Source organism: Leptolyngbya sp. BL0902, assembly GCF_016403105.1.
In the GTDB taxonomy this organism is placed as follows: domain Bacteria; phylum Cyanobacteriota; class Cyanobacteriia; order Phormidesmidales; family Phormidesmidaceae; genus Nodosilinea.
On record NZ_CP046155.1, the window covers coordinates 2,902,560 to 2,925,502 of the forward strand.

A 22,943-nucleotide genomic window follows, 5' to 3' on the forward strand; every position below is an offset into this window, starting at 1 on the left:
ACCCATGCGCCACCCCACCCTCCGCCTCCTCCTCACCCTCGGCCTAGGCTGGACAGCCTTCCTTGGCCTAGGGCTAGGTTTGCGCCAGGGCTTGGCTGGCCCCACCGTAACGGTGATTATCGACCGCAGCTACTGCGCCCCCGCCCAGTGGCAGCCCATCGCCGCCAACTACGCTGCCCTCCACGAGCAACATCGCCAGGGGCGTCTGCGGATTGGCCAGGTCATCTATGTTAGCGACCTGGGGACAGTGGTGGCTGAGACGGTGCCGACGTCCGAAGAAGTCAGCCGCCTGACTACCTTTGGCCGATTCAACCCTACCCAAATGGAACAGGTGCTCCAAGCCCAGCCTGGGGCCGAAGTGTTTTCCTGCCATTTGAACTAAGGTTGCTGGCCGTTGATCTAGGTTAGGACAGGCTAGACGGGTGAGGTTGGTTCAGCCCCATGGATGTCTGAAGGGGGGCCTGAAGCTGAGCTTGAAGCTGGGCCTGAAGGGGCTGATCCGGCTGAATCCAAAGTGTGGTGTTGGGGGCATCTGAGGAGCTTGAAGCTTGGCCCTGGACAGTGCCCAAGGGGCTCCCCCATATCACCTGTCGATGACCTGCGCCCTGGGGGATGCTCAGGGGGGTAGGGGTGAGCCAAAGGGTAGGCACCTCTGGCCCCATGGGGGGATCGGTACTATGGGGATCGATCTGCACCCCAGCTAGGGCCGTCAGCACACCCGGTCGATCCTGAAGCAGCTCTCCCTGGGGCAGCCATAGGGCCGCTGCAAACCCCTTGTCAAGGGCGTAGTGGTAGAGGGAGGCCGCCGCAATCACCGCCTGCTCAAAGTCTGCCTCAACCCATGGGCCTTGGGTGTGGAGGGCAATGACAACCTCCTGACTGGCAGTTACTTTTTCTAGCTCTCGTACCCGTAGTTCGCCGTAGCGGGCGCTGGTACGCCAGTGGATCAACCGGGTGGGGTCGCCCCAGCGGTAGGGCCGCAGAGACCGGGTCACGCCCTCGGTGGCGGGTTTGACCACGGGATGATAGTGCCACTGTTGCCCAGATTGATCGCCCAAAGCATCCACAATAGGGCACCCTTGCAGGGGCAACACCTGGGGATACACGACGGCGGTAGTGGGCAGCGCCAAGGTGCGCCGATACCAAAACAGCCCTAGGGGAGCCGCCGAGCGTAGGGTTAGGGTAGACCAGGTATACAGGCCGCGCCGAGGAGTCGGCACCCGGTAGCGCCAGATATGGGTTTGGTTGGGGCCAAGGCTGCGGAGGGCGGTGTGGGGTGGTTGGCCCAGGCCCGTGGGCAGGGCGTCTACCAGTTGAAACAGGCCCTTCGGCTGGCGTTGGCGGTTAGTCACGACCACCTCTACCGCCAGCGGGTCTCCCGCCGAAACAGGGGCGATGGGCCAGCGCTCTACCGTAATGCCCTGGAGTTGACGCCGGGGCAACCGAGTAGCTAAGGCCAGCAGGGCCAGCATGAGACCACTCATGACATACAGCCACCCCGCCATCGTATTGGTGGCGGCGGCAAAGAGAAAAACCGCCAAGGCCAACAGCAACCCACCCGCATAGGCAGGTCGCAGACCCCGCTGTTCTAGCCTATGCCCCCACCGCCTGAGACTATCCATGGTAACTATCCCTTGAGACTATCCCTTGAGACCACCCTTACGGGGTTCAAGGCTCTGCAATCCCATCGACGCCGCGAAGTGTGATCGCTGTTTAGAGCATAGCCAACCCCCGTTTCCGCTGCCATCATTCCCTCAGCCAATGCCCCAGCGCAGCTTGGGAGTGATGGCGCGAAGCCACCCTGGGCTCCCCGTGCTGTGGTTCAATAGGAGCAGTTGTTGTGGAGAGATCGGCCATGGGAGCCATTTCATACCTTTTGTTTTTGGGCGGCATGTTGGGGTTGGCCCTGGGGCTGTACTTTGGCCTACGCACGGCCAAGCTGATTTAGGCGGGCGCAACTAGCCAATGACATCGTCCTTCGGCGGTTGATCGTCGCCCTGCATCAGCACTATCCCTGGGCTAGGTGGCCCAGGGATAGCCTCTGCTACATAGGTTGTGGGCAGGTCTGGGAGGCAGGGCGGATAGCTTGGGCTCGACGCCATCGGGTCTATGGGAGGCAGTAAGGCTGACGGTTGGGCCAGGGTAACGGGGCTGACTCCGTCAGGGATCGCCTGAAGAGCTGCCAGCATAAGCCACCCCAGAAGATTAACTCGCGCATCAAAAAGGACAATATCCGACATCGCAAATAAGATACAGGCCAAAAACCCCAAGCCATAGCCCACCAGCATCGGCTCGGCTTGGGGGGGCAATTGGCCTAGCCGATAGGCCTGCATTGCCCGATAGCAAATGCTACCCACAATGGCTGTCAGCAGCAGCATCACAGGCAGGCCCGCCTCCGCCGCTAGGTGGAGCCAGAGGTTGTGAACATGGTGTAGAGTAGCGTGGTGCGGGATGGTGTGGGGTTCATAGGTGGCCTGGGTGCCGCCAAAGCCGAGGCCAAACCAGGGGTGCTGCTGAATTAACGGCAGGGAAAGTTCCCAAATGTCTAGGCGCAAGATACTAGCTGTGGAGGTTTGGGCAAAGGAACGCCCACCAAAACCAGCGGAGAAGACCCCCACTATGGTCATGGTGATCAAGCCTAGCCCGCTGCACATGGCCCAACGATGGCGGCGCACAAGGGTCACAGCTATCGCGAGTTGGATCAGCAGCACCAGAACGCCATTGCGCGATCCGGTACAAAAAACCCCCAGGGGAATCAGCGCCATAGCGCCATAGATCCACCGCATCTGAGCCCGGTGTCGAGAGGGCTTCAGCGGCCCTAGGAAGCGCCGGGATGGTGGCAGACCAGAGGCCGGAGGATCCGCCAGGGTCTCAGCAGCGAGGGGCAGAGCCTGCAAACAGAGCCCCAGCCCTAGGCCAAAGATAATCACGAGGTAGGCCGCTAGGACATTAGGGTTGCCAAAGACCGAATCCACCCGCTGGCGAATTGGGCTGATTTCAGCAAGCCCCAGCGGTGCACCTACCCGTATGGCCAAGGCGGGCAGATACTCGATGAAAGCCCGTAGGTTAATGGGTATGGAGGCCATCAGCAGCCAAAAGGCCCATTCCCCCAAATTCGCTAGGGGGTCAGGGAGTCGATCCAGATAGACGGACAACCCCGCAAAAAATATGAAAAAGGGCCAGAAGTTGGTTGATTTCAGCGCTGCCTGAACAGGGGCTTCAGCGAGAATAATGCTGAGGCCCAGCCCTAGGATTAGCCAAATCCAGCCCTGACGACGGAGGCGATGCCCAATGGCTTGGGGGTAGGTAGTCAGCCACCTCACCAAAACAATAACCGCCCCTACTAGCCCCACATAGCTGGCGTAGGGCAAAACAATAAGACTGCCTAGCAGTAAGGCGTCACCGTTCTGATCCCGATCCGATCCTTGGGTGTCGGTTGATCGCGGTCTAGTGGTCAAGCGCCCTTATCCCCCTTGGTGGTGATCCCGGAATTAGGGTACCTGATTGCGGTCGCTGTCGCGCAAAAAAGGATGGGGCAATCTCTGTGGGTCACAAAGGCCGTCGTTTGCCGCCATCAACTGAGTCTAGAACTCAATGCCGGGTTGGGCTTTTACACCCTGTTCGCGAAAGGGATGCTTCACCAGAGTCATTTCTGTCACCAGGTCAGCCGCCTCCACCAAGGCGGCAGGGGCTCCCCGTCCAGTGAGGATCACATGGGTCATCTCGGGCTTGGCAACCAGCCCTGCCAACACCTGTTCTGCGGACAGAAACCCATGCTTGAGGGCCACATTGACCTCATCCAGCAGCACCAACCGATAGTCGGGGTTGCGGATATGATCTAGGGCAACGGCCCAGGCTTTTTGAGCCGTTTCGGTGTCGCGCTCCCGGTCTTGGGTGTCCCAGGTAAAGCCTTCCCCCATGGCGTGGAAGGTGAGTTGATCTTCCCAACGACCCAGGACAGCCTTTTCAGCAGGCTCCCAGGCTCCTTTAATGAACTGCACAATGGCCACCCGATAGCCGTGGCCCAAAGAGCGCATCACCATGCCTAGGGCAGCAGTGGTTTTGCCCTTGCCGTTGCCCGTATGGACAATCACCAGACCCTTTTCCAGGTTGCGTTCGGCTAGGCGCTGCTGCTGCACTTCCTGGCGGCGCTGCATTTTGCGGCGATACTGCTCCGCCGACAGACCATCCTGCTCGGCGGCCTGGTTGAGTTCCGTCGCCACGGCATCGAGGGCATCAGCGGGAAAATTGGAGGATTCGGTCATGGGTTCCCCTAGGAGGCTAGGGCCACTTGCACGATCTCCTGGAGCTGACCGTTTTGGTACAACTCGATCAAGATGTCGGAACCGCCGAGGAATTCGCCGTTGACGTAGACCTGAGGAATGGTAGGCCAGTTGGAGTACTCTTTGATGCCCTGGCGAATGTCAGGATCGGCCAGCACGTCGCAGGTCTCAAAGGGGACGCCCAAGATATTCAAAATCTGCACAACATTGTTGGAAAAGCCGCACTGGGGCATCAGCTTGTTGCCCTTCATGAAGACCATGATGGGGTTGCTTTGCACCATCTGGTCAATTCGGTCTTTAACGGCAGTGTCCATGGGGGAGCCTCTCTCAGGGTGAATGGAACAAAACAATGAAGCGGCGGATCCGGCGTGCAGCCAGCCCCTCCTAGCTGGCTTGGGCTGCTTGCCAACCTTCAGGGGTGTAGGTTTTCAGCGCTAGGGCGTGGATGGCCTCTGAGGACATGGCCTCCCGCACTGCCCCGTAGACCAGTTGATGCTGCTGCACCAAGCTGCGTCCGGCAAAGGCCGCTGAGACGACGGCCACTTGGTAGTGATCGCCACCCCCCGTCAGGTCTTGAACCTCAACCTCCGCATCGGGCAGGCTGGCCTTAATCATGGCCGCAACTTGGTCTGGGCTAATCATGGTAACGGGCACTCCAGCATTGAATACTATCGGTCTGCGCGCCGACGAAGGACGGATCAGCGACAACCGCCGAGCCTGGTGCTCTACGGCACAACCTTGGGGCCAACTGAGCCGATCTATGGCTATATTGCCATTGAAAGCAACCGTGTGGATAGCTTTGCAGCATTGGTTTTTGTTATGCTTTCATGCCAAAAGCCGAGGGTTGGATCCGCCTAGGGGATTTCTTGAGCCGCAGGACGTCCGGCAAAGGGCTCGTTGACAAAGCCCAATTCAAACAGTTGTTGGTAGGCCCGCTGCCCCAGATCGCGGGTGGGTTGCTGGCTGCGAAGCACCTCCATCAGCAGGGGGACGGCGCGGTCGGGCTGGTTTTGGGCGCGGTAGACTAGGGCCAACTGGTAGGTAGCTTGATCCCGCATTTGGGCTGCTTCTAAGGCTTGTTCCCGGTGGCTGCGGTTGAGCTGGCTGTTGATCCCCACAAACATCTGAGCCAGTTCTTGGTAGTAGCTGGACAGTTCGTTGAGGGTCTCGCGGGAGGACTGGAGCCTGACGGCGGCGGTCTCTAAATCTTGGTTGGCGATGGCGGCTTCGGCTTCGGCCATCTGCTGACGGGCTCCAGCCATGCTGAGGGAGGTGCTGGAGATGTTGCCCGGTTGAATGGGGGTAATGCCCTCCATGGGCACGGTTTGGGCCAAGGGGGTAGGGTTCGCTAGGGCTGGGGTCGTCATCGTGAGGAGACCGCCCACGGCCCCCCCAGAGGCTACCAGCGCCACCGTCGAAAGGCCGGAAAGGGATTTCCAGAAAGATTGCATTGCAACGACCATGAGGTACCCAGAGTATTGTGAGGGACAGGATGAGGGACAGTTGCACCCGTCAATCTAACGATTTGCCAACGGACAAGGTGCCAAAATACTGATGTATCTTAACATCTCGCTATGGCACCCTGAAGCGCCCGCCCCGGATTCTGCGTGGCGGGGGCGCGGGGGGCTGGGGTGTTGCCCCATCGCCTGTTGTTGACTGTTGCCAGGACAAAAGGTTCCCGCTGGGGGGCTGTCCTAGGTTCTGGTCTTTAGTTCTGATCCGCTAGCGTAGCAATGCCATGGTGCAACCTTCCAATGCCAATGCTGATACCAATCCTTCTGACCTGCCGACGGGGGCTGGCCCGCGTGAGTCGTTCGTGGGCGATATCATTCAGCGCGGCGGGGAAGAACTGCGGGTAGATAAGGTACCCACCCGATTTACGACCCGCCTCCATCAGCCGGGGGGCCTAGAGGCGGTGCAGGCGGCGCTGAGCCCGGTGGCGGTGCGCCCAGTGGCGGCGGGGCAGTTGGTGGAATGGCAGGTCAACACTGCCGAGTTGGAGGATACCCTCAACCGAGCGCGACAGCATCCTGACGTGGCCTTTGCCAGCCATGTCTATTGCCTGGTAGATAGCCCTCAAACCTGGGTTTATCTCACTGACGAAATGACGGTGCAGGGGGATGATTCGGTGGATCGGGCCACCCTCGAAGCCAGGATGGCCCCTCTGGGGCTGGCCCTTGAGCGGCCTCTGACCGGGGTTGCCAATGCCTTTGTGGTGCGTGTGACTGCCACGGCCACCGAGAACCCAATTAAACTAGCCAACCGCCTGCTGCGCCTGCCCGGTGTCATGCTGGCCGAGCCGAATTTGGTGATGGCCATTGAGGGGCAGTATCGCCCCACGGATGATCGCTATCCCCAGCAGTGGCACCTGTTTCACCAGGGTGGATCCCAGTTGGCGGCGGGGTCCCATATCCAGGTGGAGGATGCCTGGAACATCACGCGGGGCAGTCGTTCGGTGGTGATTGCGGTGGCCGACGACGGGTTTGACCTAGAGCACACCGACCTACAAGGCATGGGCAAACTGGTGAACCCCATCGACCTCAAGGATCGCGATGCGGTGCCCCTGCCGATGCAAAGCCACGAAAACCACGGCACAGCGGTGGCGGGGGTGGCCATTGGCGAGGAAAACGGTAGCGGCATTGTGGGGGTAGCTCCGGGCTGCGCTTTTTTGCCCATTCGCACTACCGGATTCATTGACGACACCTCGATAGAGCAACTGTTTGGCGAAGCGGTGAACCGGGGAGCGGCGGTGATTGTCTGTAGCTGGTCGCCTGCGTCCAATTATTTCCCCCTCACCCTGCGCCAAACCAATGCCATTACCCAAGCTGCCACCACCGGGCGCAACGGCAAGGGCTGCGTGATCCTCTTCTCGGCGGGGAACGCCAACCGCCCCGTCAGCGGCACCATCAACGAAGCCCAGTGGCCCCGCAATGCCCTCAGCGGCCCCACCAAGTGGCTGAATGGCTTTACCGTTCACCCTGACGTGATTACGGTCTCGGCTTCCACCAGCCTGAATACCAAGGCCGCCTACAGCAACTGGGGGCCACACATTGCCCTCTGTGCCCCCAGCAACAATGCCCCCCCCACCATGGCCCTGCCCCAGGTGGGTACCGTAGCCACCGGGCCAGAGGTGCGCCAAACTTTGCCGGGGCGGGGCGTCGTCACCAGCGACCGCACAGGCGGAGCGGGCTACGACCCCAGCGCCTACACCCAAAGCTTTGGCGGCACCTCCAGCGCTTGCCCCGTGGTGGCTGGGGTCGTAGGGCTGATGCTGTCGGTGAACCCCAACCTAACCGCCCAGGAGGTGCGGGAAATTCTGCAAACCACCGCCGACAAAATTGTTGACCCGGCCCCCGATCCCCAACTGGGCTTGAAGTACGGCACCTACGACGGGCGCGGCCATTCCCAGTGGTTTGGCTATGGCAAGGTGAATGCCCTGGCGGCGGTGCAGGCGGCCCAAGCTCGCGCCTGGAGCCAGCGACGGGTGCGGCAAATTCTTTCCCAGCAAAATCGCACGGCTCTGGTGATTCCCGACAACCAGCCCACGGGCATCGACAGCGCTATTGTGATTGCCCAAAATGGCACCGTCACCGACCTTCAGGTACAAGTGAGCCTTCAGCACGAGTTCCTCGGTGATATTAGCCTCACCCTGATCGCCCCCAGCGGCCAAACAGTGCTGCTACAGGGGCGCACCCTAGGCCGTCAAACCAGCCTGCGCCAAACCTACAATCTGCAAACCGCCCCTGCTCTGGTGGCGATGCTGGGTCAGCCCGCCCTCGGAGCCTGGAAACTCCGCATTGTTGACCATGCCCCCGCTGCCATGGGTCGGCTGCTGGAATGGCGGCTTTCCCTGGGGCTGGGCTAGGGCCGCTAACGCCGAACAGACTAGATATCTCGTGGCTAGGACAGCGCCATCGCCGTATCCCAAAAGCGCTCACGGCCCCGGGCGTATTGAGTGTCCCGCTGCTGTAGAGATTCCATTAGGATGGTTCTGATTCCAGCAAAATCAGTTGTGTGGGCGATAAAGACCGATGGGATTCCTTGATCAACTCAGCAAAGCAGCTCAAAACCCTGGCAAGCTGCTACAGAAACAGGTGGAAGATTACATCCTTGTTGATCCTCCTGCCCAGGCCCTAACCCTCAAAGCCAAGACCGTTGAGTTACTGTGCCAAAAAACGATTCAGCGCGTAGACCAACTTACCGCCCTAGAGCCAGATCCTCAGCAGGGCCTAATGGCTACCATCGAGCAAAATCAAATCAAAGCTAAGATTCACTTCACCCCCGAAAGAATCTGCATCAAAGGGGATTTAGTTGAAGGACAGCTTCGCCTTCTCCAAAAGCCCCAAGTAGAATCCTCTTCGCTGATGTATCGCACCCTTATCGCTGGATGGAGTACGTTTCTTGGCGGCTATGTCCCCAACCAAGCCCTACCGGAAGGGGTCAGGTTAGAAGGCGATCTGGTTTACTATACCCTTCCCAAAGGCCAACTTCGTTTAGTTGATGCGCTCTTTCACAATCTTCAAGATGGCTCAGCCCTCAATCTTGATCTTCAGAAAGGCGAATTGGGCATTAAAAGTACCGTCGCTATCAACTGGCGTGACATCAATCTGCTGAGCTTGATCCAGCTTTTCACCGCGATTTCTGGCAAAAAATCCTAGGTGGAAGATTTTGGGCATGGTGGGCTCTACCATCGCCCTACTTCGCCGCCGGGATCCCCTCCCATGAGGTTGAGGGTGTTGATCCGTGAGGGAAAGGCGATAGCGGTTTACAATTCTATGTACTGATAGTTCATGTGTTGATTACAAGGAATCTTTTGGCATGGCCGAAATTCAATTTGCCCGTGGGATCGCCGAACCCGTTATCCCTGATGTCCGCCTCACCCGCGCCAAGGACGGCACCAACGGCACCGCCACCTTTTACTTTGACTACCCCCAAGCCCTCTCCGAAAACGGCGTGGAAGTGACCGGGATGTATCTGGTGGATGAAGAAGGGGAACTGGTGACTCGTGAGGTGAACGGTAAGTTCATCAATGGCGAACCCGCTGGCATTGAGGCCATCTACGTCATGAAGAGCGAGGCCGACTGGGATCGCTTCATGCGGTTTATGAATCGCTATGCGGAACAAAATGGCCTCGGCTTCACCAAGAGCTAGGGTATCCCCACCAAACCTGAGCCATGGCCCACCCCCGTTCCCTCAATCGCCCCCTATGCTGCGCTGTTTTGACGGTGAGTGACACCCGCACCCCCGACACCGATCAGAGCGGGGCGCTAATTCAAGCGAGGCTGGCGGAGGTGGGGCACCAGATCACCGATTACCGCATTGTGGCCGACGAGCCCGCGCTGATTCGGGATCTGGTGGTGCAGTGGGGACAGCGTCGTGACTTGGATGCGGTGATTGTGAATGGCGGCACCGGAATTGCCCCCCGCGACACCACCTACGATGCCCTAGAAGCCCTGCTAGAGAAAACCCTTCCGGGCTTTGGAGAACTGTTCCGCCAGCTCAGCTTCCAGGAAATTGGCTCCCGTGCGATGGCCTCTAGGGCGGTGGCCGGAGTGTATCAGGATAAGCTGCTGTTTTCCCTGCCCGGATCGAGCAAGGCCGTAAAACTGGCCATGGATGCCCTGATTGTGCCTGAGTTACCCCACTTAGTCAGTCTGCTGCGGGGCTAGGCGGGCCGAGTGCGCTTGCCCTGGGTCGCAGGGATAGTATTTTTGCTGCGTAGGGTAACGTTGACCCCGTCGTTAGACTGCTCTACCACCAGCAGCGGCGTGGGCTTGGCCTTTTGATCCCAGTGCATATAGGCCAGACGCCCCTGAATGGTGGGCTGCCAGTGGCAGTCGTCTGACTGGGGGCTCATGAAGTTTTCGATGCAGGCGATGAGCTGCTCGATGGTGGCGGAGGTGGCCTGGGTGGGCAGCTTAGCCAGTTTGATTTGGATGCGGAACAGCACCCGCTTACGGGCCGAGGGATTGTCGGTGAGGTTGTACTCTACGTCAAAAATCTCGTCTACGATGCGGGTTTTAGCCGCCACGCCCACCAGCCCCACTTCCGCCTGCTGGGGCCGTAGCGCCACGGTAATTTTCTGCTTCACCTTCACCTTCAACTGGTTCACGATGGCAGAGTGGAAGCCGTCTTCCTCCATCCGCATCCGCAGATAGTCGAGGTTGCACTCGCGGGAGTGCACTAGGTCGGGGTTGCGCTCCATGCGGGTGATGGTCTCTAGGGCCATCTTCACCTTTTTCTGAAGCTCCTGGTTTTTATAGGTCTGAAATTTCAGTTGTTTGACCAACTGCTTGGTTTTGAGGTGGGAGGTGACGCCCAGGGCCACTAGCAAAATCCCCAATCCCCCAGTGGCTAACATCCAGGGGTTTGCGAGGATCTGCGAGGGTTGGCTAGGGGCAGGAGCCTGAGCAACCGATGTGTAGAGAGAGACTGAGGAGGTAGTCATCGCCAATTTGCCGCGAAGGGTTTTCTCGGAATTACTTCTAGGGTGCCCTGCTTACCCCTAAAGTCATCTATGCGCTCAACATTTAGTCGCAATTTCGCTAACTTAGTTCACGCTTTATAGAATTATCACATCTCTCTGCCCCAATTTTGGCGGATCACGGCTGAAGCCCAGGGCTTCCCAGGGCCTTACCCTCGCCGATTCAGGCCCCAATCATAGGGGAGGTAGCGCACCTCAGCGGCGAGGGATACCTGGGGATTATATTGAGCAATGTAGGCTGCGATGGAGGGAGCTACGGCTAAAAAGTCTTCCTTGTACCACTGAAAAATTTTGCTGCAATAGAGAATATTCTGATCGGCGTCGTAGCGAACTTTTTCGGGATGATTTAAAAAGCGCTGGGCATCGGTATCGAGTTGCGCTTCGACGATTCCCGGCAGGTAGGCTTCGTTTCGCAAAATGGGGCAACCCAAGGACGCACAGACCAGGGCAAAATGGATGCGCGGATCGGCAAAGGTGGCCCGTAGCTTGCGGTGCTCAATGTGGTTCAGGCTGAGGGACTGGCCGTTGTGCCGATAGACCGGGCGGCTGAGAAACGCCAACAACCCCAGCCAGTTGGGGAAGCCCAAAATCCTAGGCCGAATGGAGGTAATGGGGTAGCGCCGCAGCACCTCCTGTACCATCAGCGCGTTGTAAAGGTTAAGCCAAAAGGCGAGGTGTTCTTCTGGGGTGAGATCCGCCACCACCACGGTTTGTAATTCGGCCAGCCAGTCCGCCAGCATGGCCATGGATTCCTGCCGCCAGCGGCCATAGTCTACCAAGCCCTGGTCATCCACGTAGGCTTGTAGCATAAAGTCCCAGGGGGCAAAGGTGAGCATAGGGCAGGTCGGGAACTTTGTTCAGGAAATGGCTTTCCACAATCTTACCGAACCCCTCACAAAGAAAAGCCTGGTTTCTCTAAGATGCCGGATGTCTGGGGGCTAGCGCAGTTCTAGATCCAGCCCTTCTCGGCGGCTGCGGAGGTCGTAGTACAAAACGCCCTTGACCGCTTGCCAGAGGGGCAAAATCAACATGTTGCCTGCGAGGCTAAGGATGAAGCCGATCCCTTGGCTAATGGCCATCACCGTGACACTGTCGGGCAAAAAGGCGAAGAAAATGCTGGGCAGGTAGTTTGTAACCGAGAGAACGGGTAACTGAATGAGAAACGTGGCCAGCAGGACAATCTGGATGCGGCCTAGGGAGGTTTGGGTGAGTTCCCAACTGCGGCTGAGGCTGCTTCCGGCGTCTTGGTTGGGTTCCACCGCCAGCACCACATCGGGGATGAGGAGGTGGGAGATGATCCAAACCAACCCTAGGGTAAACACCGCTATCCACAACAAGACCCCCAAGATTGTTCCCACAACGCCGCCCACGGCGCTGTTTGTGAAAGCGCCTAGGAGGCCGCCGATGACGACGCCAACCCCGGCCCCCGCCAAAGAGGCCACGAGCAGCGACACCATCAAAGCCGCAGAGTAGGCCAGGGATAGCAAGAAGCTGAGCAACAGAAACTGGTTGAGTTTAGGGGTGAGAGCGCGTCTTACATCCAAGGAGGTTTCGGGTTGGTTGATCAGGTCGCGAAAGGCCAGCCGCCCGATGACACTGAGGATCATGGTGTATTTGGCGCTGCCGTAGAGCAAGGGCAAAAAACCCACCAGCATTCCTAGGAAACCACCCACCACGCCCAGCACCTCGCCGCCAATGGCCCACAGCCCTCCGGCCAGAACCGCAATGGCCAAGGCCATGCCCACAATGCCCGCAAGCACCCACAGGGTAGCCAGGGCCGACAGTTGGAGGTAGGTCTTGAAGCGATCCCGATACAGCTTGAGCGCGGCACTCACCACATCGCCAGGATTAAGGGGGCCAAGCGGAGGGCTCGGAACGTCGGAAAAATCCATGGAATCTATCTTAAAAATGGCGCATCCCCAGGGATGACCTCATTGGGAACCACTGGGGGTAGTCTTAGACTTTGAGAGTAGCCTACACTGCGGTTGGGGTCGCTGTTTTTCCCGATTTGCTTCATGAATATTCAGCGTTGGATGGCCCGCCGCGAGGCCAGTTGGCGGCAGTTAGATGCCCTGCTTCAGCAAGCGGAGAAAAAGGGGCTGAAGAGTCTTTCGGGGGGGCAGGTGCGGCAGATGGCTAGCCTCTATCGTTCTGTGTCGGCGGATTTGGCGCGGGCCAAAAGCAACGCCGTGGGGCAAGCGGTGATTCAGGATTTACAGCAACTCACCAGCCGGGGCTATCGCCAGATTTACCAGGGCTCTCGGCGGCAGGAATGGCAGTCTATCCTAGACTTCTACCGCTACGGCTTCCCAGAAACGGTACAACAAACCTGGCCCTACATCGCCCTCGCCACCGTCCTCTTTGGCCTGGGTGGGCTGGTGGGCTGGTGGTTTGCGTGGCAAGATCCGGCCTTTCTCACGCTGGTGCTGGGCCAAGCGTTTGTGGAGCAAGTGAAAACCAGCCAAGAACTCTGGACAGTGTCGATTATGGGCGTGGAACCCGTCGCCTCTAGCCAGATTATGATCAACAACATTGGCGTGTCCCTCTGGGCGATGATTGGCGGCATTGCCATGGTGATGCCCAGCGTGCCCCTGCTGACCCCTCCCGGAGCATTTACGGTTTATCTACTGCTGTTCAATGGCCTGATGATTGGCTGTGTGGGGGTGTTGGTGGCCCAGGCGGGCCTTGCCTGGGATTTGTGGGCCTTTGTGTTTCCCCACGGGGCGCTAGAACTGCCAGCAATTTTCATGGCAGGCGGGGCGGGGCTACTGCTAGCCAAAAGTATTCTGTTGCCGGGGGCCTATCGTCGTATCGATGCCCTACGGATTCACGGACTTCAGGCAGTGCGACTGCTCTACGGCATCATTACCCTACTAGTGATGGCGGGCATAATCGAAGGATTTTTCTCCCCCCAAACCTGGATTCCCAATGGCTTGAAATATGCCGTAGGCATCGCCCTTTTCATCGGCCTAGGGCAGTATTGTCGCCGCCAGCGTCCGGCCTAAAGCAGCCACTCTAGCGAAAGCCCCCAGCGACTCTCTTGGCCAAAGCGGGAGTTTTGAAACTGGAGGTCGCTGCCCAGGCGCAGTTGGCCCGTGACGGCATAGCCCAGGGCAAAGCTGGTAATGCCTACTTCGCGGTCGGTGCCGGGGGCGACCCAGTGCTGGCTAATTGCGAGATCCGCCCCGCCCCCACGGGAGGGAATCAGCATCAGCCGTAGGCCCAGATCAAGGCCATCGGTGCTGTAGGCCGGGGCTGAGACCGAGCGATAGCCCACACTGGGGGCCACATTCACGTAGCCGCCCAGGGGTAGCAGGTAGTAGCGGGCCTCGGCTCCGTAGGATTCTCGCTGGCCGTTGCCGCTGCGGCTGTAGTCGGCGCTGGCGGTGAGTCCGGTACCGGGCCACACAAACACATCGTCAACCCCTAGCTGAAACCCGCCGATTTCGCCGTTGGAGGGAAAGTTGGCATAGCCCACCCGCAGCCGGGTACGGAAGCTGGGCGTATGGCGGATTTCCTCGGCAATGTCGGGCACTTCATTGAGCCACTGCCGCAGCACCGGGCTTTCTTGAATCACCCTAGGATCGAGTTCAAGGGGGGCCAGTTCTTCCTCAGTGAGCGGCTCGGTGGAATCAGGATCCACATGGGAGGTTGAATGGAGAGAAGATTCGTCCGAGGCGGACTCAGGGGTGGGCGATGGCGTTTGGGTCTGCGCGAGAACGGCGGCGTCAGGCGGACAGACCGATTCGGGAGACACCAAGGCTACGTTCTCCTCAGCAACATTGAGGGAACAGCCTGTGACCCCAAGCCCTTCGGCCATCGCTGCCCCGCCATGCCCCAGGCTACCGATAACGCCTAGGGCTAGGCCAAGCCATTTTCCATACATGAAGGACTGGGCCATTACACCACACACTCCCATTGATCTCGATTGATCTTGTCTGCGATTCGTCTGCCGATGCACAAATGTCTGGCCATCGTAAGAAAAACGGCTCTGTAAATCTACAAAGCCGTTGGGGGAAACGAGGATAGCGTTTTTCTTGGGCAAGGTACCCTAGGCTAATGCCCCTGGGCCACTTACCCGCTGAACCTAGCGCACTTGGCCACGGGAATCGGTGACGTCGATGGGCTTCATGAAGTAGAGGCTCACCATTTGCCAGCCGATGTTGGCGATGTGGGGCAGTTTACGCAGGGTTTGCAGCAGTTTGGGTTGGTTAGACTCAGATACCGCCGAAATCTTGGCGTTGGCCGCCGCCGCCGTATCCAGGCGCTTGAAGAAGTCGGGATGGTCAACGTTGAGGATCACCGGGAATACCCGACCAGCGGTTTCGTTGGTCTTTTGGATCACTTCAATGTCGTAATCCCGTGCGTTCAGGCCCAGGGAGGCGTAGAAGCCGCTGCGCTGAAGGTCGTTCAGATACATGGTGGCGAACACCGACAGCAGGAAGAAACGGCACCACAGCTTGGCTTTCCAATCGGTGACGATTTCGGGCTGGGCCTTCATCAGGGCCGAGAAGAAGTCGCCGTGGCGGTTTTCATCCTGGCACCAGTTCTCGAAGAACCGGAAGATGGGGTACACCTCGTTTTCGGGGTGAGATTCGAGGTGGCGATAGATGGTGATGTAGCGCCAGTAGCCGATCTTCTCGGAGAGGTAGGTGGCGTAGAAGATAAACTTGGGCTTAAAGAAGGTGTACTTCTTGCTCTTGGTCAAAAAGCCCAGGTCGAGCTGAAGGTTGAAGTCCGACATCGCCTTGTTGAGGAAGCCAGCGTGGCGGGCCTCATCGCGGGACATCAGGTTGAAGCACTCGGCCAGCACGGGGCTTTTATCTTTGAGGCGACGGCCCAGTTCCTTATAGAGCAGGAAGCCGGAGAACTCGGCGGTGCAGGAGCGCTCTAGGAACTCCACAAACAACTGCCGGGTTTCGCCACTGATGTGCTCCCAGGACTGCTCGAAGGACTCATCCCGCACAAAGTGGTGACGGTTGTAGTCTGCCCGGAATTCCTCCAAAATGGCCTGGAGTTCGTCTTCGTTGATGGAGATGTCCATGGCGGCCATCTCGTCAAAGTCGGTGGTGTAGAACCGAGGGGTGAGGATGGTGTCCTTGGCGGGAGCCTTGACCCCTGGGCGGATTTCTTGAAATTCAGGCTTCTTAAGGGAATCTACCATGAGTCCGTGGTTGCGCGGTTGATTGAGGGTGTGTGAGTTCAGCGGGCTGAGGTTCCCCAAGGACGGTGCCTAGGGGGGCCGCTAGATGACCCGAACATCCGTTGTGACAAAGCAACGAAGGACGGGCTGAAATAAAATCGCTGAATGTTAGTGTATCAGCGCTTTCAGGTCTTCTGCCAGGGCTTTAAGTTTTGCAACAAAACATCTCAGAATGTGATGCCCCTGGGCCGATACTGCGGAGAGCTGCCTGGGTACGCTGATTTAGAGATCCATAAGGCAAGGAGGAAAGTCCCTGCCGTCCGGGTTCTCCCTATCGTTGTTCCCTTGTAATTACCCATGGCAATCTTTGGTTTCCTTTTGCTGGTGGTTGGCGGTGTGCTTTGGTTTGTGCGCGGCCAGCAGGAACATCGCTCCCGCCACCTGAAGTTAGCCCACACTACCCCCATCGGTGAACTCAAAAGCCTTGCTGCCGCCGTGGCCCAAGAAATTGGCAGCGGCGACTGGCGCGACTATGTGCTGCTTTGGGGTACCGTCACCACCGAAGCTCCCCTCACCTCGCCGATGAAAGGGATGCCCTGTGTGTACTACAGCAACGCCGTCATCCGCGAGTATGAAGAAACCATCCGTGAGCAAGACGAAAAAGGGAACTGGCGCACCCGCACCCAGCGCGGCTCCGACACCGTCAGCCAAGAGCATCAGTCTATTCCCTTCGACCTGGTGGATCAGGTTTCTGAGCAAGTCACCGTAAACCCCGAAGGGGCCGATGTGGAACTGGTGGAGGTGCTGAACGAATTTCGACCAGGGCAGTCTAGCGGCGGATCGGTCTCCTTTGGCAACTTTTCGATGAATATGGGCAATGGCTTCGGCGGAGGCAATCGCCGCACCCTGGGCTACCGCTACCGGGAATCGATCTTGGCCGTGGGCCGTCAGATCACGGTGCTGGGCATGGTCAGCGACCGCACCGGAGCCCTCACCGTCGAAAAACCCAATACCAACCAGCCCTTCATCATCTCGCCCAAGTCTCAGGAAGCCCTGGTGAAATCGGCTACCCAAAACGCCCAGATCGCCTTTTGGTCAATGGTGGGCTGTTTGGGGCTGGGGCTGCTGCTGGTGGTGATTGACCTACTGTCCTAACCGATGGTCTCCGACGGAAGGGCTGCTGATGCATCGCCGTCAGCACAGTGGGGGCAGGCTTGGCCCGGTTGGTATTGGGGCGAAGCCTGGTCTTGGGGGCTGAGGGGATAGCCACAGCCGCCGCAGAGAACATAATTTTGGGATTGCAGGCTGTGATCCACCGCCACCCGCTCGTCAAACACAAAGCAGTCTCCTTGCCAGAGGCTATCGCTGGGGGAAATGTGCTTGAGGTAGTTCAAAATGCCGCCCTTGAGGTGGTAGACCTGCTCGAAGCCCTGGGCGCGAAGATAGGCGGTGGCCTTTTCGCAGCGGATGCCCCCGGTGCAAAACATGGCCACCTTGGGTTGTTGGGCCGGGTCGAGGTGTTGCTCAAGGTAGTCGGGCAGTTCGCGAAAGGCGTGGGTGTGGGGGTTAATGGCCCCTTGGAAGCTGCCGATCTCCACCTCAAAGTCGTTGCGGGCATCGATTAGCACCACCTCCGGATCTTGAATCAGCGCGTTCCAGTCCTGGGGTTCCACATAGGTTCCGACCTGCTGATTGGGGTTGAGGTCGGGCCGACCAATGGTGACGATTTCTGGTTTGATTTTGACCTTCATCCGCCCAAAGGGGGCCGACTCGGTGGTGGATTCTTGCACCGTCAGCGGGCCGATGGCGGGATGGGCTTGCAGCCAAGCCAACAGGTGATCCACGCTCTCCCGAAACCCAGCAACGGTGGCATTGAGCCCTTCCTCGGCGATCAAGATCGTGCCGCATAGGCCCCAGCGCTGGCTCTCGGCCAAGAGATCCTCCCGCAGTTGGGGCAAGTCACCCAGGGAAACAAACTTATAAAAGGTGGCAATCGTCCAGGTCATGGGTCTAGAGAGAGAAGGGTCAGGGCGAGGAAGCGCGGAGTTAGGGCGAGACGTCGGGCGTGGAAACGGCCTAGTTTACTAAGGATTGGGAGCCTCTGGTGCGGGACGGGCTGAGGGGGGCTGGGTGGCAATGGCAAGCTGAACGCCCTCCAGGGTTCTGATCTGATCCATCACCGCCACCACCCGCCCGTGGGGCACCGCTTGATCGGCCTGAATCACGACTACGTTACCCACCGTTGCGGGAAGCTGGGCCTGCACAACTCCCAGCAGTTGGTCGTCGCTGACGGCTTGGCCCCCCACGGCCAAGGTTCCACTGGCTTCCACCGTTACCACAATGGAAAGCTGGGGTTGGGCGGTGCCCGTTTCTGCCCCCGGCAGCGCCACCGTGAGCCCCTCATTGCGGCTGAGGTACAGGCTCGACACCAGGAAAAAGACCAGCACCGCAAACACCACATCGATCATGGGCACGATGTTGATCTGGGGGGGAGACTCTGGTTCTTCGGGCCAACGCATGGGCTTCTACTGGCTTAACTTCTCCAGACCTAACCTAGGCAGATCGCGCCATGGCCAGCAGGCGTTCTGCCACGGCATCAGCCACGGGCATCACCGATAGCCGATTGCCCCGCCGCACTACCCACAAATCCTCTGGGGAAAAGGCGTCCTTCAGTTGGTCGAGGGTGATTCCGGTGGGAAAGGTCTCTACGTAGCCCACCACCACGGTACGCCAGCGGGGCTTGTCCGGTGACGATTTGGCGTCATAATACTTGTGGGTGGGGTCAAACTGGGTAGGATCAACCACGTTGGCTTCTACGATTTTGGCCAGCCCCACAATGCCCGGTGGCTTGGTGTTGGAGTGGTAGAAAAACGCCAGGTCGCCCACCGCCATACTGGTGAGAAAATTGCGGGCTTGGTAGTTTCGCACCCCGTCCCACAGTTCGGTTTGGTCGCGGGCGAGGTCATTGATACCGTAGACATCGGGTTCAGACTTCATCAACCAGTAGGCCATGGCTTAGCAGGTTCTCCAACAACGCGCGATGGGAAGGGTTTTGGGTGGATAGGGTGACGTTACGGCCACCGTGGTCAGCATAGGTGAGGGCCAGGTGAACCGCCTGGGGCGGGAGATTATCCAACCGCTCGGCCCATTCAATGGCGACGATGCCGGGGGCGGTTTCCTGCTCGTCCCAATAGGCTTCTAGGTAGAGATCGTTCACCTCATGGCCATCGAGCCGATAGAGGTCGAGATGGTATAGGGGCACTCGGCCTTCGAGGTATTCGTTCACCAGGGTAAAGGTGGGACTGCTGATGGGATCCACAATGCCCAAACCCGTCCCTAACCCTTGAATTAGCGTTGTTTTGCCGCTGCCCAAATCCCCCGACAGCAGCAAGATTGTTCCCGCTGGCAGCACTCGCCCCAGGTCTTCCCCTAGCCGCTGGGTCGCCGCCGCATCGGGCAACTCAAGTTCCATCACCACGCCATCCATACACAGAATTGAGATACAGAGTCCATACCCCGATTGTCGTCCATTTCAGAGCACACCTTGAGCACACGCGGTACCCAAAACCTAGCCTAGGGTAGAGGCATCGTAGCGGGAGCTACGGTTTTATAGGACTATCTGGCTCTGCAAAGACCGTCCCTGTTTTACTGATTGTCTCATCACGATCAGCCGTTTTGATGCCCGCTCGGCCCAGGCAACGGACTTGGTTTGAGCGACCCGGTGGGCCGCCTTGGGAGTCAGGCTGGTTCGCTGGTGAGGCTTTTGTTTTGGCACATCTGGGTAATATTCATCTTTGGCGTGGGCTTGGGAATCGGCTGTGGTCGCTGTTGCGGGCTGTCCTGCGGCGGCGCTGGCGCTGGCTTGGCCTAGCCCTGCTGAGTAGCGCGATGCTGTGGATTTATAGTCCGGTGGCGGTGTCCCAGTCGCCGGATCCGGTGACGATTTCGTTTTTGGTGCGGGCGGTAGAGGCAGAACAACTCCAGCCCTTGGCCGATGCCTTTATGGCCGAAAACCCCGACATTCGCATCGACATTGTGCGTGGCCCCAATTCCGCCGATGCGGTGGAAAACCTCTACACCACCTCCTTTTTGCTGCGGGATTCCCCCTACGATTTGGTCTATGCCGATGTGGTGTGGATTCCCAAACTGGCGGCGGCGGGGTGGTTGGTGGATTTGTCGGATCGGGTGGATGCCGCTGATCTCGCTGAGTTCCTGGAGGCCGACATTGTGGCAGGGCAATACCAGGACGGCCTCTATCGCATGCCCTTTCGGTCGGACATGGGGATGCTTTACTACCGCACCGACCTGCTGGATGCAGCGGGACTTTCGGCCCCAGACACCTTTGACGAGTTGATTTCTGCCTCCCAGACCCTTCAGGATCGGGGGGACGTGCCCTGGGGCTTTGTGTGGCAGGGCTTGCAGTACGAGGGCTTGGTGACCAATTTTGTGGAAATTGTGGCGGGCTTTGGCGGCTTTTGGGTGGATGCCGATTCCCTGGAAGTGGGTCTGGATGCGCCGGAGGCGATTCAGGCCGTGGAGTTCATGCGCGGCGTGATTACCGACGGCATCACCCCTCCCGGTGTGACCAATTATTTAGAAGAAGATTCCCTGCGGCAGTTTGAGGCGGGCAATGCAGCCTTTCTACGCAACTGGCCCTACGTCTGGGCCGAGGCCAACCGCCCCGGTTCCCCCGTGGCCGGAAACATTGCCCTGAAGCCGATGGTTCATGCGCCGGGGCAGTCTCCGGCGGCCTGTTTGGGCGGTTGGGGCTTTGGTCTGTCTAACACCAGCCCCCACCCCGATGAGGCTTGGCGGGTGGTGGACTACTTCACCAGTCCGGCGGTGATGAAGCGCTTTGTGGTGGAGAACGCCTACGTGCCCAGCCGTCGCGCCCTGTTCACCGACCCGGAGGTGCTGGCGGCCTATCCCCACTTTCAGCAGTTGTTGGAAGTAGCGGAAACCACGGTGCCCCGCCCCCCGGTGGGCCAATACGCCCAGCTTTCGGACATTTTGCAGCGCTACCTCAGTGCTGCCCTCACGAACCAGCTTTCCCCGGAAGCCGCCATGGAAGCCGCTGCCCGTGAAAGTCGTCGCGTGTTGGGGACGGTGTGATCATGAGAGACTACCTTCGCGAACGGGAACGTCGCACTGGACTGTGGCTGATTGCCCCCGCCTTTGCCCTGCTGCTGTTGGTCTATGCCTACCCCATCCTGCGGTCGTTTTGGCTCAGCCTGTTTACCGAGAACCTGAGCACCAACCTGTCTCCAGTGTTCAGCGGCGGCGAGAACTATATCCGCATGGCCGAAGATGGCCGTTTTTGGCAAAGTTTGGGTAATACGGCTGTTTTCACCAGCGTTTCCCTGGTGGCGGAACTGGGCCTGGGGATGATCATCGCCCTCGCCCTCAACCAAGCCTTCTTGGGCCGAGGCGGGGTGCGTACCATCGCCATTTTGCCCTGGGCCTTGCCTACGGCGCTGATTGCCCTGGCTTGGCGCTGGATTTTTAACGACGAATTCGGCGTCTGGAACGACCTGCTGCTGCGGCTGCAACTCATCGGCAATCCGGTCAACTGGCTGGGCGACCCCAACTGGGCCATGGTGGCCGTGATCGCCGCCGATGTCTGGAAGACCACCTCCTTTGTGGCCATCCTGCTGCTGGCCGGGTTGCAGTCCATTCCCCAGGATTTGTACGAAGCCCATGCCCTGGATGGGGCCTCGCCCTGGCAAAGCTTTCGGCAAATTACCCTGCCGTTGATTGCCCCCCAAATCCTGATCGCCCTGCTGTTCCGCTTTGCCCAAGCCTTCGGCATCTTCGACCTAATCCAGGTGATGACCAACGGCGGTCCGGGCGGTGCCACGGAAATGGTGTCGATCTATATCTATGCCACCGTCATGCGCTACCTCGACTTTGGCTATGGCGCGGCCCTGGTGGTGGTGACGTTTTTGATGTTGATTGCCGTCGTCGCCCTCGCCGCCCTCTACCTCTCCCGCCTGCGAGCCAAAACCGAATGACACGGTGGATTTTTCGCGTTGGCGTTATGCAGCCAACCTAACGGTGCATTGCTTCGCGTTGGCGTCAGCCTCGCCTTGGCGTTATGCACCCTACGTGATCCCTCTCTCCCCCTCTCCCCCTCTCCCTATGACCACCCATTCCCCGACCACTCACCCCACCCGATCTCTGCCCTGGATGCGAATCCTGCTGTGGACTGCCGTGGGCTTTACGGTGTTGTTTAGCCTTGGCCCGGTGCTGTGGCAGGTGTTGACCTCGATTAAAACCAACGATGCCATCACCCAAACCCCGGTGGTGTATTTTCCAGGGCTGGATCAGCTCACCTTGGATCACTACCTGGATCTGTTTCGGCGCAATCGGTTCTATATCTACATGGGCAACAGTGCCCTGGTGTCGGTGGTGTCTACGGTGCTGTGCCTGGGGCTGGGTTCCCCCGCCGCCTATGCCCTGGCGCGGTTGCGGGTGCCGGGGAAGCAAATTCTGCTGGCCCTAGTGCTGGTGGTGACGTTATTTCCCTACATTCTGCTGTTTTTGGGATTGCTGGAACTGGTGCGACTGCTGGGCTGGGCTAACAACTACCTGGCGTTGATTGTGCCCTACACCGCCATCAATTTGCCGCTGACGATTTTGGTAATGCGAAGCTTTTTCCAGCAGTTGCCCAGGGATTTAGAAGACTCCGCCAAAGTAGACGGCTACAACACCCTACAAATGCTCCAGCAAATTCTGCTGCCCATGACCCTCCCCGCCCTCGTCACCACGGGCATCCTCACCTTCATCTTTGCCTGGAATGAATACCTCTTTGCCCTCACCTTCATGACCCGCGAATCCATGAAGACCATCCCCGTCGCCGCCGCCCAACTCGGAGGCACCACCCTATTTGAAGTCCCCTACGGCCCCCTCGCCGCCGCCACCGTAGTCGGCACGTTGCCCCTGGTGCTGCTGGTGCTGTTCTTCCAGCGGCGCATCGTCCAAGGTTTAACCGCAGGTTCAGTGAAGGGGTAGCGGTGGATTACCCTCACCCCCA

General features: G+C 58.9%; 26 protein-coding genes. 11 read left to right on the forward strand and 15 right to left on the reverse strand.

The window, feature by feature from the left end:
• Positions 1–4: 4 nt before the first annotated feature.
• Positions 5–382, forward strand: coding sequence for a hypothetical protein (locus tag GFS31_RS12760; protein ID WP_198805181.1), 378 nt, complete (start codon positions 5–7; stop codon positions 380–382).
• A gap of 22 nt (positions 383–404) precedes the next feature.
• On the opposite strand, the gene GFS31_RS12765 is transcribed toward GFS31_RS12760, so the two are convergent.
• Positions 405–1,622, reverse strand: coding sequence for a DUF58 domain-containing protein (locus tag GFS31_RS12765; RefSeq protein ID WP_198805182.1), 1,218 nt, complete (start codon positions 1,620–1,622; stop codon positions 405–407).
• A 233-nt stretch (positions 1,623–1,855) separates the two neighbouring features.
• Between GFS31_RS12765 and petL the strand changes: the two genes are divergently transcribed.
• Positions 1,856–1,948, forward strand: a complete 93-nt coding sequence (gene petL, locus GFS31_RS12770; RefSeq protein ID WP_198805183.1) for a cytochrome b6-f complex subunit PetL — start codon at positions 1,856–1,858, stop codon at positions 1,946–1,948.
• A 10-nt stretch (positions 1,949–1,958) separates the two neighbouring features.
• Here petL and GFS31_RS12775 read toward each other — a convergent pair whose 3' ends face one another.
• The 5 genes from GFS31_RS12775 to GFS31_RS12795 form a co-directional block, all read right to left on the reverse strand.
• Positions 1,959–3,458, reverse strand: coding sequence for an O-antigen ligase family protein (locus GFS31_RS12775; protein WP_198805184.1), 1,500 nt, complete (start codon positions 3,456–3,458; stop codon positions 1,959–1,961).
• A gap of 126 nt (positions 3,459–3,584) precedes the next feature.
• Entirely contained in the window at positions 3,585–4,265 is a 681-nt protein-coding gene (cobO, locus tag GFS31_RS12780) for a cob(I)yrinic acid a,c-diamide adenosyltransferase (protein WP_198805185.1), read from the reverse strand.
• Positions 4,266–4,273: 8 nt separating this feature from the next.
• Positions 4,274–4,597, reverse strand: coding sequence for a Grx4 family monothiol glutaredoxin (grxD, locus tag GFS31_RS12785; RefSeq protein WP_198805186.1), 324 nt, complete (start codon positions 4,595–4,597; stop codon positions 4,274–4,276).
• A gap of 70 nt (positions 4,598–4,667) precedes the next feature.
• Positions 4,668–4,925 (reverse strand): BolA family protein, encoded by a 258-nt coding sequence (locus tag GFS31_RS12790; RefSeq protein WP_198805187.1) that lies wholly within the window; start codon positions 4,923–4,925, stop codon positions 4,668–4,670.
• A gap of 212 nt (positions 4,926–5,137) precedes the next feature.
• On the reverse strand, positions 5,138–5,734 hold the full coding sequence (locus tag GFS31_RS12795; protein ID WP_198805188.1) for a hypothetical protein: 597 nt from the start codon (positions 5,732–5,734) through the stop codon (positions 5,138–5,140).
• A 287-nt stretch (positions 5,735–6,021) separates the two neighbouring features.
• On the opposite strand from GFS31_RS12795, the gene GFS31_RS21455 reads away from it, so the two are divergent.
• The 4 genes from GFS31_RS21455 (at position 6,022) to GFS31_RS12815 (ending at position 9,952) form a co-directional block, all read left to right on the forward strand.
• Complete coding sequence (locus GFS31_RS21455; protein ID WP_198805189.1) at positions 6,022–8,148, forward strand: S8 family serine peptidase; 2,127 nt, start codon at positions 6,022–6,024, stop codon at positions 8,146–8,148.
• Positions 8,149–8,515: 367 nt separating this feature from the next.
• The gene (locus GFS31_RS12805) at positions 8,516–8,941 is read left to right on the forward strand and encodes a hypothetical protein (RefSeq protein ID WP_198805190.1); all 426 of its coding nucleotides are present in this window, start codon (positions 8,516–8,518) and stop codon (positions 8,939–8,941) included.
• Between the two features lie 160 nt (positions 8,942–9,101).
• Positions 9,102–9,434, forward strand: a complete 333-nt coding sequence (psb28, locus tag GFS31_RS12810; protein WP_198805191.1) for a photosystem II reaction center protein Psb28 — start codon at positions 9,102–9,104, stop codon at positions 9,432–9,434.
• Between the two features lie 23 nt (positions 9,435–9,457).
• Entirely contained in the window at positions 9,458–9,952 is a 495-nt protein-coding gene (locus GFS31_RS12815; RefSeq protein ID WP_198805192.1) for a molybdenum cofactor biosynthesis protein B, read from the forward strand.
• Here the strand turns inward: GFS31_RS12815 and GFS31_RS12820 are convergent.
• From GFS31_RS12820 to GFS31_RS12830, 3 genes are all read right to left on the reverse strand, one after another.
• Positions 9,949–10,731 carry a hypothetical protein gene (locus GFS31_RS12820; protein ID WP_225907408.1) on the reverse strand — a complete coding sequence of 261 codons (783 nt, stop codon included), beginning with the start codon at positions 10,729–10,731 and terminating at the stop codon, positions 9,949–9,951. The genes GFS31_RS12815 and GFS31_RS12820 overlap by 4 nt on opposite strands.
• Positions 10,732–10,916: 185 nt before the next feature.
• A complete protein-coding gene (locus GFS31_RS12825) occupies positions 10,917–11,603 on the reverse strand; it encodes a DUF547 domain-containing protein (protein WP_198805193.1) in 687 nt (228 codons plus the stop codon).
• 102 nt (positions 11,604–11,705) lie between these two features.
• On the reverse strand, positions 11,706–12,659 hold the full coding sequence (locus GFS31_RS12830; protein ID WP_198805194.1) for a hypothetical protein: 954 nt from the start codon (positions 12,657–12,659) through the stop codon (positions 11,706–11,708).
• Positions 12,660–12,782: 123 nt separating this feature from the next.
• On the opposite strand from GFS31_RS12830, the gene GFS31_RS12835 reads away from it, so the two are divergent.
• A complete protein-coding gene (locus GFS31_RS12835; RefSeq protein ID WP_198805195.1) occupies positions 12,783–13,772 on the forward strand; it encodes a stage II sporulation protein M in 990 nt (329 codons plus the stop codon).
• Here GFS31_RS12835 and GFS31_RS12840 read toward each other — a convergent pair.
• Both GFS31_RS12840 and acsF read right to left on the reverse strand, forming a co-directional pair.
• Positions 13,769–14,668, reverse strand: a complete 900-nt coding sequence (locus tag GFS31_RS12840; RefSeq protein ID WP_225907409.1) for a hypothetical protein — start codon at positions 14,666–14,668, stop codon at positions 13,769–13,771. The two genes, GFS31_RS12835 and GFS31_RS12840, sit on opposite strands and share 4 nt — an antisense overlap.
• Before the next feature lie 186 nt (positions 14,669–14,854).
• Positions 14,855–15,931: a magnesium-protoporphyrin IX monomethyl ester (oxidative) cyclase gene (gene acsF, locus GFS31_RS12845; RefSeq protein WP_198805196.1), complete on the reverse strand. Its 1,077-nt coding sequence runs from the start codon at positions 15,929–15,931 to the stop codon at positions 14,855–14,857.
• A 336-nt stretch (positions 15,932–16,267) separates the two neighbouring features.
• On the opposite strand from acsF, the gene GFS31_RS12850 reads away from it, so the two are divergent.
• Complete coding sequence (locus GFS31_RS12850; protein ID WP_198805197.1) at positions 16,268–17,065, forward strand: E3 ubiquitin ligase family protein; 798 nt, start codon at positions 16,268–16,270, stop codon at positions 17,063–17,065.
• On the opposite strand, the gene GFS31_RS12855 is transcribed toward GFS31_RS12850, so the two are convergent.
• The 4 genes from GFS31_RS12855 to tsaE all read right to left on the reverse strand — a co-directional run bounded on the left by GFS31_RS12855 (position 17,062) and on the right by tsaE (position 19,382).
• Positions 17,062–17,916: a rhodanese-related sulfurtransferase gene (locus tag GFS31_RS12855; RefSeq protein ID WP_198805198.1), complete on the reverse strand. Its 855-nt coding sequence runs from the start codon at positions 17,914–17,916 to the stop codon at positions 17,062–17,064. The two genes, GFS31_RS12850 and GFS31_RS12855, sit on opposite strands and share 4 nt — an antisense overlap.
• A gap of 78 nt (positions 17,917–17,994) precedes the next feature.
• Positions 17,995–18,429, reverse strand: coding sequence for an ExbD/TolR family protein (locus GFS31_RS12860; protein WP_198805199.1), 435 nt, complete (start codon positions 18,427–18,429; stop codon positions 17,995–17,997).
• Positions 18,430–18,463: 34 nt separating this feature from the next.
• Positions 18,464–18,922 (reverse strand): EVE domain-containing protein, encoded by a 459-nt coding sequence (locus GFS31_RS12865; RefSeq protein WP_198805200.1) that lies wholly within the window; start codon positions 18,920–18,922, stop codon positions 18,464–18,466.
• Positions 18,897–19,382: a tRNA (adenosine(37)-N6)-threonylcarbamoyltransferase complex ATPase subunit type 1 TsaE gene (tsaE, locus tag GFS31_RS12870; protein ID WP_198805201.1), complete on the reverse strand. Its 486-nt coding sequence runs from the start codon at positions 19,380–19,382 to the stop codon at positions 18,897–18,899. The genes GFS31_RS12865 and tsaE overlap by 26 nt, the downstream gene beginning before the upstream one ends.
• A gap of 296 nt (positions 19,383–19,678) precedes the next feature.
• On the opposite strand from tsaE, the gene GFS31_RS12875 reads away from it, so the two are divergent.
• From GFS31_RS12875 to GFS31_RS12885, 3 genes are all read left to right on the forward strand, one after another.
• Complete coding sequence (locus GFS31_RS12875) at positions 19,679–21,022, forward strand: ABC transporter substrate-binding protein (RefSeq protein ID WP_225907410.1); 1,344 nt, start codon at positions 19,679–19,681, stop codon at positions 21,020–21,022.
• A 2-nt stretch (positions 21,023–21,024) separates the two neighbouring features.
• On the forward strand, positions 21,025–21,921 hold the full coding sequence (locus GFS31_RS12880) for a carbohydrate ABC transporter permease (protein ID WP_198805202.1): 897 nt from the start codon (positions 21,025–21,027) through the stop codon (positions 21,919–21,921).
• 127 nt (positions 21,922–22,048) lie between these two features.
• On the forward strand, positions 22,049–22,921 hold the full coding sequence (locus GFS31_RS12885; protein ID WP_198805203.1) for a carbohydrate ABC transporter permease: 873 nt from the start codon (positions 22,049–22,051) through the stop codon (positions 22,919–22,921).
• The last annotated feature ends 22 nt before the right edge of the window (positions 22,922–22,943 follow it).

What these genes read in the sequence shown, in the direction of transcription:
- GFS31_RS12790 (WP_198805187.1), bottom strand. Translation starts at nt 4,925, where the DNA reads ATGATTAGCCCAGACCAAGTTGCGGCCATGATTAAGGCCAGCCTGCCC.
- tsaE (WP_198805201.1), bottom strand. Translation starts at nt 19,382, where the DNA reads ATGGAACTTGAGTTGCCCGATGCGGCGGCGACCCAGCGGCTAGGGGAA.
- GFS31_RS12835 (WP_198805195.1), top strand. Translation starts at nt 12,783, where the DNA reads ATGAATATTCAGCGTTGGATGGCCCGCCGCGAGGCCAGTTGGCGGCAG.
- GFS31_RS12765 (WP_198805182.1), bottom strand. Translation starts at nt 1,622, where the DNA reads ATGGATAGTCTCAGGCGGTGGGGGCATAGGCTAGAACAGCGGGGTCTG.
- GFS31_RS12760 (WP_198805181.1), top strand. Translation starts at nt 5, where the DNA reads ATGCGCCACCCCACCCTCCGCCTCCTCCTCACCCTCGGCCTAGGCTGG.
- GFS31_RS12830 (WP_198805194.1), bottom strand. Translation starts at nt 12,659, where the DNA reads ATGGATTTTTCCGACGTTCCGAGCCCTCCGCTTGGCCCCCTTAATCCT.
- GFS31_RS12795 (WP_198805188.1), bottom strand. Translation starts at nt 5,734, where the DNA reads ATGCAATCTTTCTGGAAATCCCTTTCCGGCCTTTCGACGGTGGCGCTG.
- GFS31_RS12880 (WP_198805202.1), top strand. Translation starts at nt 21,025, where the DNA reads ATGAGAGACTACCTTCGCGAACGGGAACGTCGCACTGGACTGTGGCTG.
- GFS31_RS12850 (WP_198805197.1), top strand. Translation starts at nt 16,268, where the DNA reads ATGGCAATCTTTGGTTTCCTTTTGCTGGTGGTTGGCGGTGTGCTTTGG.
- GFS31_RS12815 (WP_198805192.1), top strand. Translation starts at nt 9,458, where the DNA reads ATGGCCCACCCCCGTTCCCTCAATCGCCCCCTATGCTGCGCTGTTTTG.
- GFS31_RS12820 (WP_225907408.1), bottom strand. Translation starts at nt 10,731, where the DNA reads ATGACTACCTCCTCAGTCTCTCTCTACACATCGGTTGCTCAGGCTCCT.
- GFS31_RS12805 (WP_198805190.1), top strand. Translation starts at nt 8,516, where the DNA reads ATGGCTACCATCGAGCAAAATCAAATCAAAGCTAAGATTCACTTCACC.
- GFS31_RS12885 (WP_198805203.1), top strand. Translation starts at nt 22,049, where the DNA reads ATGACCACCCATTCCCCGACCACTCACCCCACCCGATCTCTGCCCTGG.
- acsF (WP_198805196.1), bottom strand. Translation starts at nt 15,931, where the DNA reads ATGGTAGATTCCCTTAAGAAGCCTGAATTTCAAGAAATCCGCCCAGGG.
- petL (WP_198805183.1), top strand. Translation starts at nt 1,856, where the DNA reads ATGGGAGCCATTTCATACCTTTTGTTTTTGGGCGGCATGTTGGGGTTG.
- GFS31_RS12855 (WP_198805198.1), bottom strand. Translation starts at nt 17,916, where the DNA reads ATGACCTGGACGATTGCCACCTTTTATAAGTTTGTTTCCCTGGGTGAC.
- psb28 (WP_198805191.1), top strand. Translation starts at nt 9,102, where the DNA reads ATGGCCGAAATTCAATTTGCCCGTGGGATCGCCGAACCCGTTATCCCT.
- GFS31_RS12865 (WP_198805200.1), bottom strand. Translation starts at nt 18,922, where the DNA reads ATGGCCTACTGGTTGATGAAGTCTGAACCCGATGTCTACGGTATCAAT.
- grxD (WP_198805186.1), bottom strand. Translation starts at nt 4,597, where the DNA reads ATGGACACTGCCGTTAAAGACCGAATTGACCAGATGGTGCAAAGCAAC.
- GFS31_RS12860 (WP_198805199.1), bottom strand. Translation starts at nt 18,429, where the DNA reads ATGCGTTGGCCCGAAGAACCAGAGTCTCCCCCCCAGATCAACATCGTG.
- GFS31_RS12840 (WP_225907409.1), bottom strand. Translation starts at nt 14,668, where the DNA reads ATGGCCCAGTCCTTCATGTATGGAAAATGGCTTGGCCTAGCCCTAGGC.
- GFS31_RS12825 (WP_198805193.1), bottom strand. Translation starts at nt 11,603, where the DNA reads ATGCTCACCTTTGCCCCCTGGGACTTTATGCTACAAGCCTACGTGGAT.
- cobO (WP_198805185.1), bottom strand. Translation starts at nt 4,265, where the DNA reads ATGACCGAATCCTCCAATTTTCCCGCTGATGCCCTCGATGCCGTGGCG.
- GFS31_RS21455 (WP_198805189.1), top strand. Translation starts at nt 6,022, where the DNA reads ATGGTGCAACCTTCCAATGCCAATGCTGATACCAATCCTTCTGACCTG.